This window comes from Pseudomonas sp. R1-1, from assembly GCF_051132135.1.
Lineage (GTDB): Bacteria > Pseudomonadota > Gammaproteobacteria > Pseudomonadales > Pseudomonadaceae > Aquipseudomonas.
Genome location: NZ_CP071663.1, coordinates 1263629 through 1281232, shown reverse-complemented (window position 1 = coordinate 1281232; position 17604 = coordinate 1263629). Strand labels below are relative to the sequence as shown.

14 protein-coding genes are annotated in these 17604 nt (G+C 60.5%); 7 read left to right on the top strand and 7 right to left on the bottom strand.

What is annotated here, in order from left to right; genetic code table 11:
• The first annotated feature begins 412 nt into the window (after positions 1-412).
• From J3P75_RS06000 to cmoB, 6 genes are all read left to right on the top strand, one after another.
• Entirely contained in the window at positions 413-787 is a 375-nt protein-coding gene (locus J3P75_RS06000) for a DUF6124 family protein (RefSeq protein WP_434709628.1), read from the top strand.
• Positions 788-1025: 238 nt separating this feature from the next.
• Positions 1026-1484: a hypothetical protein gene (locus J3P75_RS05995; protein ID WP_434709627.1), complete on the top strand. Its 459-nt coding sequence runs from the start codon at positions 1026-1028 to the stop codon at positions 1482-1484.
• Positions 1485-2207: 723 nt separating this feature from the next.
• Positions 2208-4625 (top strand): endopeptidase La, encoded by a 2418-nt coding sequence (lon, locus tag J3P75_RS05990; protein ID WP_336355368.1) that lies wholly within the window; start codon positions 2208-2210, stop codon positions 4623-4625.
• A gap of 264 nt (positions 4626-4889) precedes the next feature.
• Positions 4890-5282 carry a protease inhibitor I42 family protein gene (locus J3P75_RS05985; protein ID WP_434709626.1) on the top strand — a complete coding sequence of 131 codons (393 nt, stop codon included), beginning with the start codon at positions 4890-4892 and terminating at the stop codon, positions 5280-5282.
• 208 nt (positions 5283-5490) lie between these two features.
• Positions 5491-6234, top strand: coding sequence for a carboxy-S-adenosyl-L-methionine synthase CmoA (gene cmoA / locus J3P75_RS05980; protein WP_434709625.1), 744 nt, complete (start codon positions 5491-5493; stop codon positions 6232-6234).
• Positions 6231-7187: a tRNA 5-methoxyuridine(34)/uridine 5-oxyacetic acid(34) synthase CmoB gene (gene cmoB / locus J3P75_RS05975; RefSeq protein WP_434709624.1), complete on the top strand. Its 957-nt coding sequence runs from the start codon at positions 6231-6233 to the stop codon at positions 7185-7187. Before cmoA ends, cmoB begins: the two co-directional genes overlap by 4 nt.
• 126 nt (positions 7188-7313) lie before the next feature.
• Here the strand turns inward: cmoB and tadA are convergent, their stop codons facing one another.
• The 7 genes from tadA to treP form a co-directional block, all read right to left on the bottom strand.
• Complete coding sequence (gene tadA / locus J3P75_RS05970; RefSeq protein ID WP_434709623.1) at positions 7314-7811, bottom strand: tRNA adenosine(34) deaminase TadA; 498 nt, start codon at positions 7809-7811, stop codon at positions 7314-7316.
• Positions 7811-9187, bottom strand: coding sequence for a multicopper oxidase family protein (locus J3P75_RS05965; RefSeq protein WP_206415104.1), 1377 nt, complete (start codon positions 9185-9187; stop codon positions 7811-7813). The genes tadA and J3P75_RS05965 overlap by 1 nt, the downstream gene beginning before the upstream one ends.
• 115 nt (positions 9188-9302) lie before the next feature.
• Entirely contained in the window at positions 9303-9593 is a 291-nt protein-coding gene (locus J3P75_RS05960; RefSeq protein WP_434709622.1) for a PTS transporter subunit EIIB, read from the bottom strand.
• 2 nt (positions 9594-9595) lie between these two features.
• Complete coding sequence (gene ptsP / locus J3P75_RS05955; protein WP_434709621.1) at positions 9596-12124, bottom strand: phosphoenolpyruvate--protein phosphotransferase; 2529 nt, start codon at positions 12122-12124, stop codon at positions 9596-9598.
• A gap of 62 nt (positions 12125-12186) precedes the next feature.
• Positions 12187-13410, bottom strand: a complete 1224-nt coding sequence (locus J3P75_RS05950) for a maltoporin (RefSeq protein WP_434709620.1) — start codon at positions 13408-13410, stop codon at positions 12187-12189.
• A gap of 106 nt (positions 13411-13516) precedes the next feature.
• Complete coding sequence (gene treC, locus J3P75_RS05945; RefSeq protein ID WP_434709619.1) at positions 13517-15166, bottom strand: alpha,alpha-phosphotrehalase; 1650 nt, start codon at positions 15164-15166, stop codon at positions 13517-13519.
• A 21-nt stretch (positions 15167-15187) separates the two neighbouring features.
• Entirely contained in the window at positions 15188-16630 is a 1443-nt protein-coding gene (treP, locus tag J3P75_RS05940) for a PTS system trehalose-specific EIIBC component (protein WP_434709618.1), read from the bottom strand.
• Between the two features lie 235 nt (positions 16631-16865).
• On the opposite strand from treP, the gene treR reads away from it, so the two are divergent.
• Positions 16866-17570 carry a trehalose operon repressor gene (gene treR / locus J3P75_RS05935; protein WP_208939877.1) on the top strand — a complete coding sequence of 235 codons (705 nt, stop codon included), beginning with the start codon at positions 16866-16868 and terminating at the stop codon, positions 17568-17570.
• Positions 17571-17604 lie beyond the last annotated feature (34 nt).

The following is a 17604-nucleotide window of genomic DNA, read 5'->3' as shown; positions in this document are numbered from 1 at the left end:
CGATTGCGGTCTGACATTCAACATCTCTGTTTACTGACAGGGCCCCATCGCTAGCAGGCTAGCTCCCACAGGTTGAAAAACGTTTGTACGTGGGAATTGTGCTCGTCCTACAAACGCTGCTGATTGCGCGGAGTTTTCCGACACATCGCGTCGGTTGTGCCTCGGAAATCGGCTGGATAGGCTCGTAGCGTCGCTGCAAATTCAGCGAACGGGCGTCGCGGCCCGACTTCTGGGGCATAATCGCCACCGCTTAACAACAGCACCCCGAGTGCTTGTTTTATGGTGGCTGTACGCGGGATACCTTCGGGTATGCCGAATGCCTCAGGTCGGTCCGCGAACCCGCGTACAGCTGCCACCCCTCTTTTTGCGTCGCGGCAATCAGAGGAATGGCCCAATTCCTGAGGAGCAATAAATGAAAAAGCCGACACCCAATCCCCCCGAAACCGAAGACACCACCCCCTACGAATTCCCCGGCTCGAAGCGATTGCACGAAGCCGCCGACCGCGCCCTCGACCACTACCTCAAACCCAACGCCCTGACCCTGCGCTTTCACAAACCCAGCACCATGTTCCAGGTCGCCCCCGAGCAGGACAGCGAAAGTCTGCTGGTCCACGCCTGCGAATCCCTGGCCCAGGCCAGCCTGATGACCAGCGACATCGCCGCCTACATCGACCTGCCGCAACGCCGGACCATTCTGGCGATCCAGCAGATCATCATGCTGGCCGAACTGGCGGTGAATCGGGTGCTGGATAACCACGAAATCCCGCAATCTCCAACACACAACTAATCCCCTGTGGCAGCGAACCTGCTCGCGAAGATGTCGGCCCATTCAGCCGTTGTGATGACTGACACACCGCTTTCGCGAGCAGGCCCACCCCGTAGCGGATCATCTCTTGGGCCCTATAACTCGTTTTGTAAGGCACAATCGCGAACAGGCATAAAAACCTGTCAGATGTGACAGTTAACTGTTTATGCCGCTTCTTCCAGACTTCCTTCTCCAACCTAAGTCAGTCAAGGAAGCACACGTGAACACTTCAACAGAATCCCCAGCAGTCTTCGCAGTCGGTTCACTGACCATTGATGTGAAAGGCACCATTTTCGGTAAATATCTGGACCTTACCCGCTATACCACGACCGCCTCATCGGTACATATCAATCCATTAGGGGGTTACGACTTTTTCTTCCGGGACAACGATGGCTTGTCGAGCGAACGAACCCTGTCCATCTCCCTTCGCAACCTGGAGGTTCCATCTCCGCCTCGCTACTCTGAAAGTGTCGTTACAGAACGGGGTATCGTGATTTATGACTATGCAATGGAGTCCTCTTCAACAATCGAGGTTACTAAACTCGATCCCGAACAAAGCCTCTACCGATACGCCTTCAACGATTTCAAACTGTCCGGCAAGGCAGTCCGCACGAATGACACACGTGAACTCACCTGTAACGGGTTCTTTCTGCTCCAGAAGCTGACGTGGCCTTTGTAATGAACTGGTCAGGCAAGCCCCTACCCAAATGCAGATCGTGAAAAAACCAAAAGCCCCTCACCCTAACCCTCTCCCAGAGGGAGAGGGGACTGATCGCAGGGAATTTGAGAATTGCATCGAGCTGCAATTGCGCGTCGAACGCAAAACTTGAAACGCATACCAATCGGCTCCCTCTCCCTCGGGAGAGGGCTGGGCGGGCGGCGTTCCGATGAGGGGTAGCCCTATCAAAAATCCCAAGCCAACCACCCGCTTCTAACCACTCAACAATGAGCGCCAGCTCGAGTGCTCTTGATCTTGATCTTGCCTAACCAGCGACATCGGAAGGCTGAGTGGAGGGATTGATCCGGGCGTGGGAGCGCAGCGACCGTCTGGCGCAGCCAGACACAGCGGACGTAGGTGCAGCGCAGCAAACCGTAGCCGCTGCGCCCGGAGCGATCCCGGAGCGAAGGGACCCGAGCCTGCGAGGGCCGAACGCAGGAGCAAGCCTTTTTGGGCACTTTTTCGGCGTCTGGAAAAAGTGCCTCGCCGTAAGGGCGAAACCGCCAGTAGCCACACCGAAAAAAACGGATATACCCCCAAAACAACCACAGCCTGGTCGGCCCAGAGGCCGCCAAGGCCACCCCCTGTCAAAACCCTGAACACAAGCAGAAACACACCCGCCCCATTGAAACCACCCCACCCCTGCCCCATCTAAGACCCCATACCCCATTGCGCAGGTGCCCCATGACCGACCAGCAGGAACTCCCGGACAACCCCGACGACTACAGCGAAGCCGAGCACATCGAACACACCAGCTCCGGCACCGGCCTCGCCCTGCCCGGCCAGAACCTGCCGGACAAGGTCTACATCATCCCGATCCACAACCGCCCGTTCTTCCCGGCACAGGTCCTGCCGGTCATCGTCAACGAAGAGCCTTGGGCCGAAACCCTCGAACTGGTCAGCAAATCCGAACACCACTCGCTGGCCCTGTTCTTCATGGACACACCCCAGGAAGACCCACGCCACTTCGACACCGGCGCCCTGCCCGAATACGGCACGCTGGTCAAAGTCCACCACGCCAGCCGCGAGAACGGCAAACTGCAGTTTGTCGCCCAGGGCCTGAGCCGCGTGCGCATCAAGACCTGGCTTAAACACCACCGCCCGCCTTATCTGGTCGAAGTCGAATACCCGCACCAGCCGACCGAGCCGACCGATGAGGTCAAGGCCTACGGCATGGCGCTGATCAATGCGATCAAGGAACTGCTACCACTCAATCCGCTGTACAGCGAAGAGCTCAAGAACTACCTCAACCGCTTCAGCCCCAACGACCCGTCGCCGCTGACCGACTTCGCCGCCGCCCTGACCTCGGCCACCGGAGCCGAGCTGCAAGGTGTGCTCGACTGCGTGCCGATGCTCAAGCGCATGGAAAAAGTCCTGCCGATGCTGCGCAAGGAAGTCGAAGTCGCGCGCCTGCAAAAAGAGATATCCGCCGAGGTCAATCGCAAGATCGGCGAACACCAGCGCCAGTTCTTCCTCAAGGAACAGCTCAAGGTCATCCAGCAGGAGCTCGGTCTGACCAAGGACGACCGCAGCGCTGACCTCGAACAGTTCGAACAACGCCTGGAGGGCAAAGTCCTGCCGGCGCAGGTGCAAAAGCGCCTGGAAGAAGAAACCCACAAACTGTCGATCCTGGAAACCGGCTCGCCGGAATATGCTGTCACCCGCAACTACCTCGACTGGGCCACTTCGGTGCCGTGGGGCGTGTACGGCGAAGACAAACTCGACCTCAAGCACGCGCGCAAAATTCTCGACAAGCACCACGCCGGACTGGACGACATCAAGGACCGCATCCTCGAATTTCTCGCCGTCGGTGCCTACAAAGGCGAGATCAGCGGCTCCATCGTGCTGCTGGTCGGCCCGCCGGGCGTGGGCAAGACCAGCGTCGGCAAGTCGATCGCCGAATCCCTCGGCCGGCCGTTCTATCGCTTCAGCCTCGGCGGCATGCGCGACGAAGCCGAGATCAAGGGCCACCGCCGCACCTACATCGGCGCTCAGCCGGGCAAACTGGTGCAGGCGCTGAAAGACGTCGAAGTGATGAACCCGGTGATCATGCTCGACGAGATCGACAAGATGGGCCAGAGCTACCAGGGCGACCCGGCCTCGGCGCTGCTGGAAACCCTCGACCCGGAGCAGAACGTCGAATTCCTCGACCATTACCTCGACCTGCGCATGGACCTGTCGAAAGTCCTGTTCGTCTGCACCGCCAACACACTGGATTCGATCCCCGGCCCGCTGCTGGACCGGATGGAAGTGATTCGCCTGTCGGGCTATATCACCGAAGAAAAAGTCGCCATCGCCAAGCGTCACCTGTGGCCGAAACTGCTGGAAAAGGCCGGTGTGTCCAAGGGCAGCCTGAGCATCAGCGACAGCGCCCTCAAGGCCTTGATCGATGGTTACGCCCGTGAAGCCGGGGTGCGCCAGCTGGAAAAGCAGATGGGCAAACTGGTGCGCAAAGCGGTGATGAAGTTGATCGACGATCCGAAAGCGGTGATCAAACTCGGCCCCAAAGACCTCGAAGCGTCACTCGGCCATCCGGTGTTCCGCAACGAACAAGTGTTGTCCGGCACCGGCGTGATCACCGGTCTGGCCTGGACCAGCATGGGCGGCGCCACCTTGCCGATCGAAGCCACGCGGATTCACACGCTTAACCGCGGCTTCAAGCTCACCGGGCAGCTGGGCGATGTGATGAAAGAGTCGGCGGAAATCGCTTACAGCTACGTCAGCTCGCACCTGAAGCAATTTGGTGGTGACGCGAAGTTTTTCGACGAAGCCTTCGTCCACCTGCACGTACCGGAAGGCGCCACGCCGAAAGACGGCCCGAGTGCCGGCGTAACCATGGCCAGCGCGCTGTTGTCTCTGGCGCGTAATCAGCCACCGAAAAAGGGCGTGGCGATGACCGGTGAACTGACGCTGACCGGGCATGTACTGCCGATTGGCGGGGTGCGCGAGAAGGTGATTGCGGCGCGGCGGCAGAAGCTCTTCGAATTGATCCTGCCGGAAGCGAACCGGGGCAACTTCGAGGAACTGCCGGATTATCTGAAGGAAGGGATAACCGTGCATTTCGCCAAGCGGTTTGCCGATGTGGCGAAGGTTTTGTTCTGACCGGTAGCGCGTAGCCCCTCACCCCAGCCCTCTCCCCAAGGAGAGGGAGCCGACCGTGGGATATTGCTGAACTACGCCGACCTGAAATTTCATCGCTGAATCCATAATCGACTCGATCTTTCAGGTCGATGTACGACACAAGACACCTCGGTCAGTCCCCTCTCCCCTTGGGAGAGGGCTAGGGTGAGGGCTCGGCACTGTCACACATCGCCTCATCTTCAGTTATGCTCGCCGTTCGTCGTAACCGCCGGAGCCACTGACCCCATGTCCCCCACTCGCCTGTTTCTCCCCCTCGCCCTCTCGTTGCTGGCCGCCTGTGCCTCGCAGCCAAAACACAACGTGACCGTGGAAAAACAAAGCGAATGCCCGGTGCGGCTAAGCGCCGGACAAAACCTTATCGTCATGCTGCCAAGCAACCCCACCACCGGCTACCGCTGGGCCATCCAGGATTCGGCCGGCGGCGTATTGCGTGCGCTCAGCCCCGAGGTTTACAGCAACCCGGAAGATGCCGGCGTGGTCGGCTCGGCGGGTGTTTCGACCTGGCGCTTCCAGGCCTTCGCGGCCGGCACCGGGCGTCTGCGCCTGACTTCGCAACAACCGTGGGCGCCGGAAGTGCTGCCAGTGGAAACTTTCGATTGCGCCATCTCGGTGAATTGACTCGCGAAACCGCGTTGATTTCTTCGCGAGCAGGTTCGCTCCCACAGGACACCGCGATTCTCTGTGGGAGCGAGCCTGCTCGCGAAAGCTATGTTCCTGACAGCAAGGACTACGCCTCCTGACGCGGTGCTTTATCAGCAACCCAAGCATCCCCGCGCCACTTTGGCTAAAATGCCGGCCTTTTCCATCGACACCGCCGGAAACCGCCGTGAGCAAAGAACCCGATCGCCTTTTCGCCCAGCCTTTGGCCCAGGTGCCTGACTTCGCCTTCAACGAAGACGTGGTACGGGTGTTCCCGGACATGATCAAGCGCTCGGTGCCGGGTTACCCGACCATCGTCGAAAACCTCGGCGTGCTCGCCGCGCAATTCGCCCGGCCCAACAGCGTGCTCTACGATCTCGGCTCGTCGCTCGGTGCCGTGACACAGGCCCTGCGCCGCCATGTGCGCACCGACGGCTGCCGGGTGATTGCTGTGGATAACTCGGCGGCGATGGTCGAGCGCTGCCGCGAATACCTCAACGGTCAGGACTCGATGTTCCAGGAGTTGCTGCCGGTCGAAGTCATCGAAGGCGACATCCTCGCCCTCGACTTCCAGCCCGCTTCGGTGGTGGCGCTGAACTTCACCCTGCAATTCATCGCCCCGGATCAGCGCACCGCTTTGTTGTCGCGCATTCGCCAGTCGTTGCTGCCGGGTGGTGCGTTGATCCTGTCGGAGAAGCTGCGCTTCAACGATGCCGAAGAACACGCGCTGCTCACCGATCTGCACGTGGCCTTCAAACGCGCCAACGGCTACAGCGAACTGGAAATCGCCCAGAAGCGCAGCGCCATCGAAAACGTCATGAAGCCCGACAGTCTCGAAGAACACCGCGAACGCCTGCTGGCCGCCGGGTTCTCGAAAGTCGTGCCGTGGTTCCAGTGTCTTAACTTTGCCTCGTTGATTGCCTTGCCATGATTGATCTGTCCCCCCTCGCCCGCCGTCTGGCCGGTACCCCGCTGGCCGAATGGGCCAGCACCCTGCAGGCGCAACTCGACAAGAAAATGGAGAAAGGTCACGGCGACCTGGAACGTTGGCAAAGTGCGCTGGACGCCCTGCCGAAGATCCAGCCAAGCGAAGTGGATTTGCTCAACGGGCTGAAACTCGACACCGATTGCGACGACGCGACACGCGCGCAGATGCGCACCGCGCTGATGGGCCTGTCGCCGTGGCGCAAGGGCCCGTTCGACCTGTTTGGCGTGCACGTCGACACTGAATGGCGCTCGGACTGGAAATGGTCGCGCGTCGCCCCGCACCTGGACCTCAAGGGTAAACGCATCCTCGATGTCGGCTGCGGCAACGGCTACTACATGTGGCGCATGCTCGGCGCCGGCGCGGACAGCGTGATCGGCGTCGACCCGAACTGGCTGTTCTTCTGCCAGTTCCAGGCGGTGCAGCGCTACTTGTCCGAGCCGAACGCCTGGCACCTGCCATTCCCGTTCGAAGACCTGCCGGCGAACCTCGAAGGTTTCGACACAGTGTTCTCCATGGGCGTGTTCTATCACCGTCGCTCGCCGATCGAACACTTGCTGGCGCTGAAGGATTGCCTGGTCAAGGGCGGCGAACTGGTGCTGGAAACGCTGGTGGTCGAAGGCGACAAGCATCAGGTGCTGGTGCCCGAAGATCGCTATGCGCAGATGCGTAACGTGTGGTTCTTGCCGTCGGTGCCGGCGCTGGAATTGTGGCTGCGCCGCGCGGGCTTCACCGATATTCGATGCGTGGATGTCAGTACCACTACGGTCGAGGAGCAGCGCGGGACGGAGTGGATGAAGTATCAGTCGCTGAGCGATTTCCTTGATCCTGAGGACCACAGCAAAACGGTTGAGGGGCTGCCGGCGCCGATGCGGGCCGTGATCGTCGCCAGGAAGTAACTTTCACAAACACCGCATCCCCCTGTAGGAGTGAGCCTGCTCGCGATAGCGGTCTAACATTCAACTTTGAGGTGACTGTCAGATTGCTATCGCGAGCAGGCTCACTCCTACAGTTTGGTTTTGTGTTTATTCAGCGGGTTTCGCGCGGCGAGCGCGAAAGAACTCGGTCAACACCGCCCCGCACTCCTCCGCCAACACCCCACCCTCATACAACACCCGGTGATTCAAAAAGCCCTGGGTGAAAAACTGCCCCTGGCTCTGCACAATCCCGGCTTTCGGCTCCAGCGCGCCATACACCACCCGCGACACCCGCGAGTGCACGATCAGCCCGGCGCACATGCTGCACGGCTCAAGCGTTACATACAGTGTGCTGCCCGGCAGACGATAGTTATCCACAGCCTGGGCAGCGGCGCGGATCGCGACCATTTCCGCATGGGCGCTCGGGTCGCTGGCGCTGATCGGGCAGTTATAGCCGCGGCCGATGATCTCGCCGTCCTGCACCAGCACCGCGCCCACCGGCACTTCGCCCAGCGCTGCGCCTTGTGCGGCCAGCGTCAGGGCTTCGCGCATGAAGTCGCGGTCGCGGCTGCGGTCGATGATCGCCGCGGGGCGAATCTGGCGCATCACTTCACCTCGATGGCGGCCATCAGGCCGGTTTCCATGTGGTCGATCACATGGCAGTGGAACATCCACACCCCCGGATTATCGGCCACCAGCGCCACTTGCGCGCGCTCGTTCTTGCCCAGCAGGTAGGTGTCGGTGAAATACGGAATCACCTTGTGCCGGTTCGACGCAATGACCTTGAAGCTCATGCCGTGCAGGTGGATCGGGTGCTGATACTGGGTCATGTTTTTCAATTCGAAGATGTAGCTCTGGCCCAACTTGAGGCTGGCAATCGGTCGATCGGCGCAGGTCTTGTCGGTGATGTCCCAGGCCTTGCCGTTGATTTGCCACAGGCTCGGCGGTTTGCCGTTGTCGACATTCACCGAAACCGAACCGACCCACTCGAAATTGAAGTTGAGTTTCTCGGCATTGGCCAGATCAGGCTCGGCCACCGGGTTGGCCGGCAGGGCTTTGGGCCAGTCCGTCGGCGCATCAGTATTGGCCACCGAACGCAATGTGCCCAAGCGCACCGGGCCATTGCGCAGCGATAATTCTTCGCCCGCTGCCGGGGCTTTGATCGCCAGGCAAATGCGCATGCCCGGGCCGAGCCAGTATTCCTTGCCCAGCGGCCGCGGCTCGACCGGGTTGCCATCCAGCGCATAGATTTTCGCTTCGACGCCGGGAATGTTGATGCGATAAGTCAGGGTGTTGTCGAGGTTAAGCAAGCGCACGCGGGTGATCTGCCCGGCCGGCAAATCGATCACCGGCAACGGCACGCCATTGATCGTCGATAAACGCCCCGCTGTACCGCCCCGCGCGGCTTCGCGAGGAATGCTGAAGTCGACGAAGTTGCCTTGATCGTCGATGTGCCAGTTTTTCAGGCTCAAAGTCTTTTCGTATTGGAAACCGGTCGGCTCGCGTTCTTCGACGATCAGCGGCCCGACCAGCCCGCGACCGAGTTCTTCGCTGCTGCTGACGTGCGGGTGATACCAATAACTGCCGGCATCCGGTACGCGGAATTTGTAATCGAAGTATTCACCCGGCAGCACCGGCAATTGCGACACATAGGGCACGCCGTCCATTTCCAGCGGCAGACGAATGCCGTGCCAGTGAATGGTGGTCGCCACCGGCAAGTGGTTGATGAAGCGCACTCGCAGCCATTCGCCCTGACGTACGCGCAGCTCGGTGCCCGGCGCCGACGGGCCGAACGCCCAGGCCTCGGTCTTGTGCCCCGGCACCAGCTCGACGTCCAGCGGCGCGGCGATCAGTTCATAGTCGTGGCCCGCCTCGGCGTCGGCCATTTTGCCGAGCCAGTAACGCGACGCGCCCCCCGCCCCCATGCCAACGACAACAAGACCGGCCAGGCCACCGAGGATTTGGCGACGGGTAAAGGACATGAACTCAACTACCTCACGTATCAGCGACAGGCCCTAGGGCCCGCAAAAGGCGAATACGATACACCTGCGGTTGAGAAACAGTAAGGGCGACCCGCCGCCGCACATCAGTTGCAGGCTAAGCGCGCAGCCCGGTAATTAAATGCACCACGCCGTTTTCCAGGGTCATGACGCCAGCCACACCAGCATCGCTCAAGGCCTGTTCATCCAGCCGCGACACATCGCGCAACGTCACCCGCACCCGCGTCAATGCCACCGGCTGCTGCGATTGCAGGTTATCCACACCGCCCAACGCGGCAACGATGGCAGCGCTCAATCCGTCGTCAGGCGTGGCTTGCACGTTCGGTGCATCTAGCACCAGGTCCGGGGTCAGGGCTTTCCAAAAGGCTTTTTGCAATTGATCGAACATCTTCAGCTCTCCATAACGTGTGCGGTGTCGAGGCTCGCTTGGTGAAACAGCTGCAATGCCTCGCGCACCTGTCCGGCGCTTTCCAGGCCAAGCACCTGTTTGGCGATGACCTGACAATCGGCCAGCGCCAGTTCGCGCACGGTGGCCTTGATCGGGGCGATCATCGGCACGCTCACCGACAACTCGTCCACACCCAGGCCCAACAACAGCGGCACAGCCAGACGCTCGGACGCCATCGCGCCACACACCCCGACCCATTTGCCGTGGGCGTGCGCAGCCTTGACCGTCGTGGCAATCAGGCGCAGCACCGAGGGATGAAAACTATCGGCCTGGCTGGCCAGACGCGGATGATCACGATCCATGGCCAGGGTGTACTGGGTCAGGTCGTTAGTGCCGATCGAGAAAAAATCCACCAACGGCGCGAACAGGTCGGCCATCAGCGCCGCCGCTGGCACTTCGATCATGATTCCCAGTTTCGGTAATTCAGTGAGCCCCAGCGCCAGCGCCTCCTCTTCGAGCATCTGCCGGGCCAGACGCAGCTCCGCCAATTGCGTGACCATCGGCAGCATGATGTGCAGGCGCGTCAGTGCGCAGCAGCCGAGCATGGCGCGCAATTGCTCACGCAATAGGTGCGGGCGTTCCAGGCACAGGCGAATGCCGCGAAGACCGAGAAACGGATTGCTCTCACTCTCCATCGGCACATAGGCCAGCGGTTTGTCGCCGCCGACATCGAGGGTACGCACCACCAGATTGTGTTCAAGCCCGACACAACGAGCGATGGCGCTGTAGGTCGCGACCTGCTCGTCATGGCTCGGCGCATGGTTGCGGCCCAGATACAAAAACTCCGAACGCAGCAGCCCGACACCGGCGCCACCCATGGCCATGGCCTGCTCGGTTTCCGCCAGTGAGGCGACGTTGGCCGAGACCTCGACGTGATGCCCATCGCGAGTGCAGGCGGCGAGCGCAGCGTGCTCCAGGTCAAGGGCATGGCGCTGTCGCTGTTGCGCATGGCGCGCCCGCCATTGCTGGATCGTCGCGGCGTCCGGCTGCACCTGCAATTCACCCTTGTCGGCATCGAGCAGAACCTCGGTGCCATTGCTCAGAGCGAGCATTTGCACCGGCACGCCGCAGATCGATGGCAAGCCGCACGCCCGGGCGAGAATCGCCACATGGCTGGTCGCGCCGCCGCCGACCGTGGCGAAACCGAGCACTTTGCTGGTATCGATAAGGGCGGTTTGCGACGGCGTCAGTTGGTCGGCGATCAGAATGCTGCCTTGCGGCAGGTCCAGCGTTTGCTCGTCGATGCCCAGCAGGCGCTTCAGCACACGTTGGCCGACATCGCTCAGGTCCGCCGCGCGCTCTGCCAGTAGCGCGTTGCCGAGCTGGCGGAACATCGCTGCGGTGGTTTCGGTTGCCGTACGCCAGGCGAATGCCGCGCTTTTGCCGGTGTCGATCAACGCCGCGGCCTGATCGAGCAGGCCGGGGTCTTCGAGCAGTTCCTGATGAGCCTTGAAGATTTCCGCTTCGGCCTCGCCCACGGCGGTATCGCGCAAATGCTGCAACGCCAGATCTGCTTCGATCAGGGCGGTGGCGAGTGCTTCGCGTTCGGCATCGACGTCGCCGCCGAATTCGTTGACGTCGAAACTCGGCTCGCTGACCTGTACCACAGTGCCCAACGCCGAGCCGGGAGACGCGCACACCCCGCGCAACAGCGTCAGCGGCTCATTCGTGGCGACCGCAACGGGCTCCTGCGCCGTCACCGGTTCTCCGCAGCCCTCAGCCAACAAGCGGGCCAGCGTGTCGATGGCCGCCTGCGCATCGTCGCCCGCCGCACTGATCTGCACGCTGTCGCCAAACGCAGTCTGCAACGCCATCAGCGCCACCAGCGATTTGCCGTTGGCTTGCGCTTGCTGCTTATGCAGATGAATCGTTGCGGAAAACGCCTTGGCGGCCTGGGCGAACACCGCTGCCGGTCGCGCGTGTAAGCCGTTGCGGTTGGGCAAGATCAGTGTTGGCGAAAACAGTGTCTGGCCTTGTGGCGCGTCCGGCGTCTCGCTGGATGATTGCGCGCCTGCAAGCTCCAGCAACGGCTGGCCGCGTTCGACCAATCCGCTCGGCTCGACCAGCCAGCTGAACGGCTCGCCGCTGACCACCAGCATCAAGGTCAGCAGACTGCGGGCGTGGCGGGCGATGTAGTCGGCATCGAATTCGATCAGCGCCTGACCGGCAGCCACCTGCTGCCCTTCTTCGACCAGACGAGTGAAACCCTGGCCGGCGAGGTTCACCGTATCCAGGCCGATGTGCATCAAGACCTGCACGCCGTGCTCATCGGTGATGCTCACGGCATGCCCGCTGGCCTGCACGTTGCTGACCACACCGGCCAGCGGCGCGCACAGGGTCGACGAGGTCGGGTCGATGCACAGACCGTCGCCGATCACGCGCCCGGAAAACATCGGATCGGGCACCCGGTCCAGCGCCATCAGCACGCCGGACAGCGGCGCCAGCAGTTGTAAGGGTTGGGGTGTGGCCATGACGTCACCTGCAATGTTCGTATTGAAGTACCGACGGGGCGCGATGCTCCCGTCAGCATCGCTTATTTCCACCAGTATTCGACCTGCAATCCGACATTCGCACCGTGCCGGGCATTGCCGAAGGCGCCGCTGTCGGACAGTGCCGAGCCTTTCGCCAGTTGATTGGCCGCGCGTTTCGCCGCCTCGTTCCATGTCGCGTAGGTGTAATACAACCGCACCTCCGGCCGTGCCCAGAAGGCCGGGCCTTTCGGCGACCAGGTCGGGGCAACGGTAAACTTGCTCAGTTTGCGCGTACCGCCTGGCGCATCGACCTGATCGTGGCCCAGCTCGGTGACCAGTTTGAACTGCTCGGTGAACGCATAGGCCGGCCGCACGCCCAGCGACAGCCAGTTCTGATCGGCGCTGTTCGCCCGAATATCCTTTTGATACACCGCGGCGATTTGTCCGCCGAAACGCGGCGTCAGTTGCCAGTCGAAAAACTCGACGATGCGATAGCTTTTATTGCTGTCGTCGAGTCCGACGTCGCCGGTATAGCCCAACCCGGTGCCGGGCCCTTCGCCGTACTGCAGGGCCAGTTTGTTCTTGCCGCCGAGGAATCCGCTCTGCACATGTTGCGTGGTGATCGCCCAGCCACGATGGGCGTCACGGCTGTCGGGCTTGTCGATGTAGCTCAGCCCGAATTCCAGCTCACCGCCGGGGTTGCTTTTGAACCCGCCCACGTTGAAATCGTGGCGATTGATGTAGTCCTTCTGGTACAGGTTGTCTTTGCGCGAGAACGCGTAGCTGTACTTCAGATCGCCGATCAACACGTCTTCGATGCCGCCGCCGGTGGCGCTCTGGTTCCAGTAATAGAAGTCGGAAATGTGGATGTCGTTACGCTTGTAGTAACGGCGCCCGGCCCACAACGAACCACCGTTGAGCGCGGGCATCGCCGACCATTGGGCGTAGGCCTGGGGCAAACGGATCGAACCAGTGTGGTCTTTGAATGTAGGTTTGCGGTCGTAGCGGTTGTACAGCGAAGCCATGCCGTCGACGCTCAGCACCGAACCGTCCTCCAGCGTGTACAGATCCTGACGCAGCTCCAGTTCGCCGTATTGTTCGCATTCGTTGCCCAGGCGATATTTGGTTTGCGCGCCGGGCAACTGAAAGCACGACTGGCTGCTGCTGTTGACCGACGTACCGACACCGCTGCGCAAGTAACCGCCGAACTCCAGCGCATGTGTCGAGGCGGGTAACGCCAGGCAAACACCTGTCACTGCAAGGCTGCGCTTTATTGTTGTTTTCATAAGCCATCCCATTATTTTTATTGTGTGTTTGCAGAAATTCAGCGCGCAAAGCTCCCCCGCGCAGGGTTCTGCGTGTTTTTTCAAACGTGGTTTTACGGGTTAGGAATCAGGGGTCGATCAGGTGCACTACGAACGATTCGTAAGGTCGCAAGATCAACTGGCGAGTGCGCGGCGTGGCGTCCGGATAGTTACTGATCAAGGTTCGCTGGCGCATCGATTCGCTGATAACGCTTGCGGGCAATTCGATTGCACACGGCGCGGCGTAGAAGTTGTTCACCACCAGCAAGCGCTCGGCGTCGCCCTCACGCAGATACACCCAGACTTGCGGATGCTCGGGCAATAACTGCCGGTACAGACCGTCGGTGATCAATGGCTCGCTGCGCCGCAGTGCGATCAGCGTGCGGTAGTGGTGCAGCACCGAGTCCGGGTCATCGAACTGCTGAGCAACGTTGATCTGCGCGGCATTGGCCGGCACACCGATCCACGGTTCGGCAACGCTAAAACCGGCGTTCGGCGTCGTGTCCCAGTGCATCGGCGTGCGCCCGTTATCGCGGGACTTCTGCATGATTGCCGCCATGTTGTCGGCATCGCTGCTACCGGCCTCGCGCTTGAGGCGAAAGATGTTCAAAGTCTCGACGTCGCGGTAATGCTCGATCGACTCGAAGCCCGGATTGGTCATGCCCAGCTCTTCGCCCTGATACACGAATGGCGTGCCCTGCAGAAAGTGCAGCGCGGTGCCGAGCATCTTCGCCGACAGCTCGCGATACTCACCGTCATGGCCAAACCGCGAGACCACCCGCGGTTGATCGTGGTTACACCAGAACAGCGCGTTCCAGCCGCCGCCGGCCTGCATGCCGGTCTGCCAGTCACAGAGAATTCGCTTGAGCTGGAGGAAATCGAAGTCGGCGCGAACCCACTTCTGCAGGTTCGGATAATCGACTTTCAGGTGATGAAAGTTGAAGGTCATCGACAGCTCTTTCGACTGCGGATTCGAATAGCGAATGCAGTGTTCGAGGCTGGTGGATGACATCTCGCCGACGTTGATCAGGTCGTAGCCTTCGAAGACTTCGCGGTGCATCTGCTGCAAGTACGCATGCACGTTCGGCCCATCGGTATAGAAGCGCCGGCCATCGCTGTCATCTTCGGGAAAGTCTTCGGGCTTGGAGATCAGGTTGATCACGTCCAGGCGGAAACCACCCACGCCTTTGTCGCGCCAGAATTGCATCATTTTGAAGACTTCGGCGCGCACCTGCGGATTGTCCCAGTTCAGGTCGGCCTGTGTGTGATCGAACAGATGCAGGTAATACTGACCGGTCTGCGCCTCGTACTCCCAGGCAGAGCCGCCGAACTTCGACTCCCAGTTGTTCGGCTGATCGCGCCAGATATAGAAATCGCGATAAGGATTGTCGAGACTGCTGCGCGCCTGTTGAAACCAGACGTGTTCGATCGAGGTGTGATTGACCACGATGTCGAGCATCAGCTTGATCCCCCGCTTACCCGCTTCGGCAATCAGCAATTCGCAGTCGGCCATGCTGCCGTAGCTCGGATCAATGGCGTAGTAATCGCTGATGTCGTAGCCGTTGTCGCGCTGCGGCGAACGCAGGAACGGCGTGATCCACAGACAATCGACACCCAGCCAGTGCAGATAATCGAGCTTGGCGACAATCCCCAGCAGATCCCCGGTCGGGTTGCCGGCATGGCTATGAAAACTCTTCGGGTAGATCTGGTAGATCACCGAACGCTGCCAGTCCTGCATGGCACAACTCCTTCAGATATCTCAGGCAACCCGAAAACCGGGACGGACAATCTTCATGCTCAATGCGCAGGTCAGAACGAACGGCACGAGCATGGCAATCAGCATCCCGATCACGAACATCGGGATGTACTGCGGAATGATCGAAATGAACCCCGGCAGACCGCCGACGCCAATCGCCGAGGCCTGGATGCGGTTCAGCGAAAGGAATATGCAGCCGAGTGCAGAGCCGACCAGCGCGGCGTAGAACGGAAACTTGTAGCGCAGGTTGACGCCGAACATCGCCGGCTCGGTGATACCGAAATAAGCGGAAATCGCTGAGGTCGAAGCCATGCTCTTGTCCCGCGCATTGCGCGTCATCCAGAACACCGCCAGCGCCGCACTGCCCTGGGCGAGGTTGGACATGACGATCATCGGCCAGATGAAGGTGCCGCCCTGGCTCGAGATCAATTGCAGGTCCACGGCGAGGAACATGTGGTGCATGCCGGTGATCACCAGCGGCGCATACAGCAGCCCGAAAATCAGACCGCCCACCAACGGCGCCAGATCAAACAGCATCACCAGACCTTCGGTAATGTAGATGCCGATGTGCCGCGTCACCGGACCGATGATCGCCAGCGCCAGCACGCCGGTGACGACAATGGTGGTGATCGGCACCACCAGTAATTGAATCGCGTTGGGCACACGGGTGCGCAGCCATTTTTCGATCACGCTCATGACGTAGGCAGCAAGCAGGATCGGCAAAATCTGCCCTTGGTAACCGACCTTTTCCACTTGGAACAAACCGAGGATGTCGAAGTACGGCAGTTGCTGCCCGTCCAGCCCGGCCACCGCTTTGCCGTAGTTCCAGGCGTTGAGCAGGTCCGGATGGACGAGCATCAGGCCGAGCACGATGCCGAGAATTTCGCTGCCGCCAAAGCGCTTCGCCGCCGACCAGCCCACCAGCGCCGGCAGAAACACGAACGAAGTGTTGGCCATCAGGTTGATCAGGCTCCACAGCCCGTCGAGTTTCGGATAGGCATCGAGCAGGGTCTGCCCGTCGATGAACATGCCCTTGGCGCCGAGCAGGTTATTGATGCCCATCAGAAGGCCGGCAATGATCAGTGCCGGCAGGATCGGCATGAACACGTCGGAGAACACCCGCACCAGCCGTTGCATGGCGTTGATCTTTTCCGCGCTCTTTTGTTTAACGTCGGCAATGGTCGACGCGGCGAGACCGGTCTGCTTGCGCAGTTCGGCGTAGACCTTTTCCACTTCCCCCGGACCGATCACCACCTGATAGAGACCGCCGGTGAAAAACGAGCCTTTGACCAGATCGATCTGATTGAGCGTAGCGGTGTCGACCAGACTCGGGTCTTTCAGAGCCAGACGCAAACGCGTGACGCAATGCGCGGCCTGTTCGAGGTTATCGGCGCCACCGAGGCTTTGCAGCAAGTCCCTGGCGATGTTCGGGTAGTCGTGGCTCATGCTTGTTCTTCCGCTGTGGATTGTTGTTATTGGCAGCACGCCGAAGCGAAAAATACTCGTACAGACGAGTTAATGCAACAACTCGTACAGACGAGTTTGTTTATGCATATTCCCGCCAGACCAATCGCGAAATTTCCTACTTCTCCCTAAGCCGATTTCTATCGTCCACATGGACAAAGCCCTACCCTGGCCTTAAGGTTCGAAGCTTTGAGCAGCCTCGGCACCGAGCCCGTCCATGAGCAAATACAACCAGATCTACAACGATCTGCTGGCCAGTATCACCACTGAACGCTTGGAGCGCGGTGCCCGCCTGCCGTCCGAAACCGAACTCATGGACAGCTATCAGGCCAGCCGTGGCACGGTGCGCAAGGCGATCGAACTGCTGCAGGAACGCGGCTTCGCGCAAAAGGTTCACGGCAAAGGCACCTTCGTACTTTCGACCAACCCGATCGAGTTTCAGCTCGGCGGCATCGTCAGCTTTCAAGAAACCTACCCGCGCCTGGGCAACGACGTCAGCACCGAAGTGGTCGAACTGAGCCAGTTCGCCCTCGAAGGCCCCTTGCTCGAACACATCCATGCCGAACCCGGCAGCCTGATCACGCGGATCAAGCGCGTGCGGCGGATCGACGGCAAACGGGTGATCCTCGACATCAACCACTTCGTCAGCGATGTGATTCCTGGCCTGTCTCTGGACATCGCCGAGCAGTCGATCTACGCCCACATCGAGCAGACCCTGCAATTACAGATCGCCTATGCCCAGCGCACCATCGAAGCAGTGCCGCGCAGCAAGGACGATCAGTTGCATCTGGATCTCGACGGCCAGAGCCACGTCATCGTGGTCAGCAACCAGACCTTCCTGCAGGACGGCCGGCAGTTCGAATACACCGAGTCACGGCATACGCTGGACAAGTTTTATTTTTCGGATGTGGCGCGGCGTTGACAGCCGCTGACAAGCGAGCTGGTTTCAAAATATG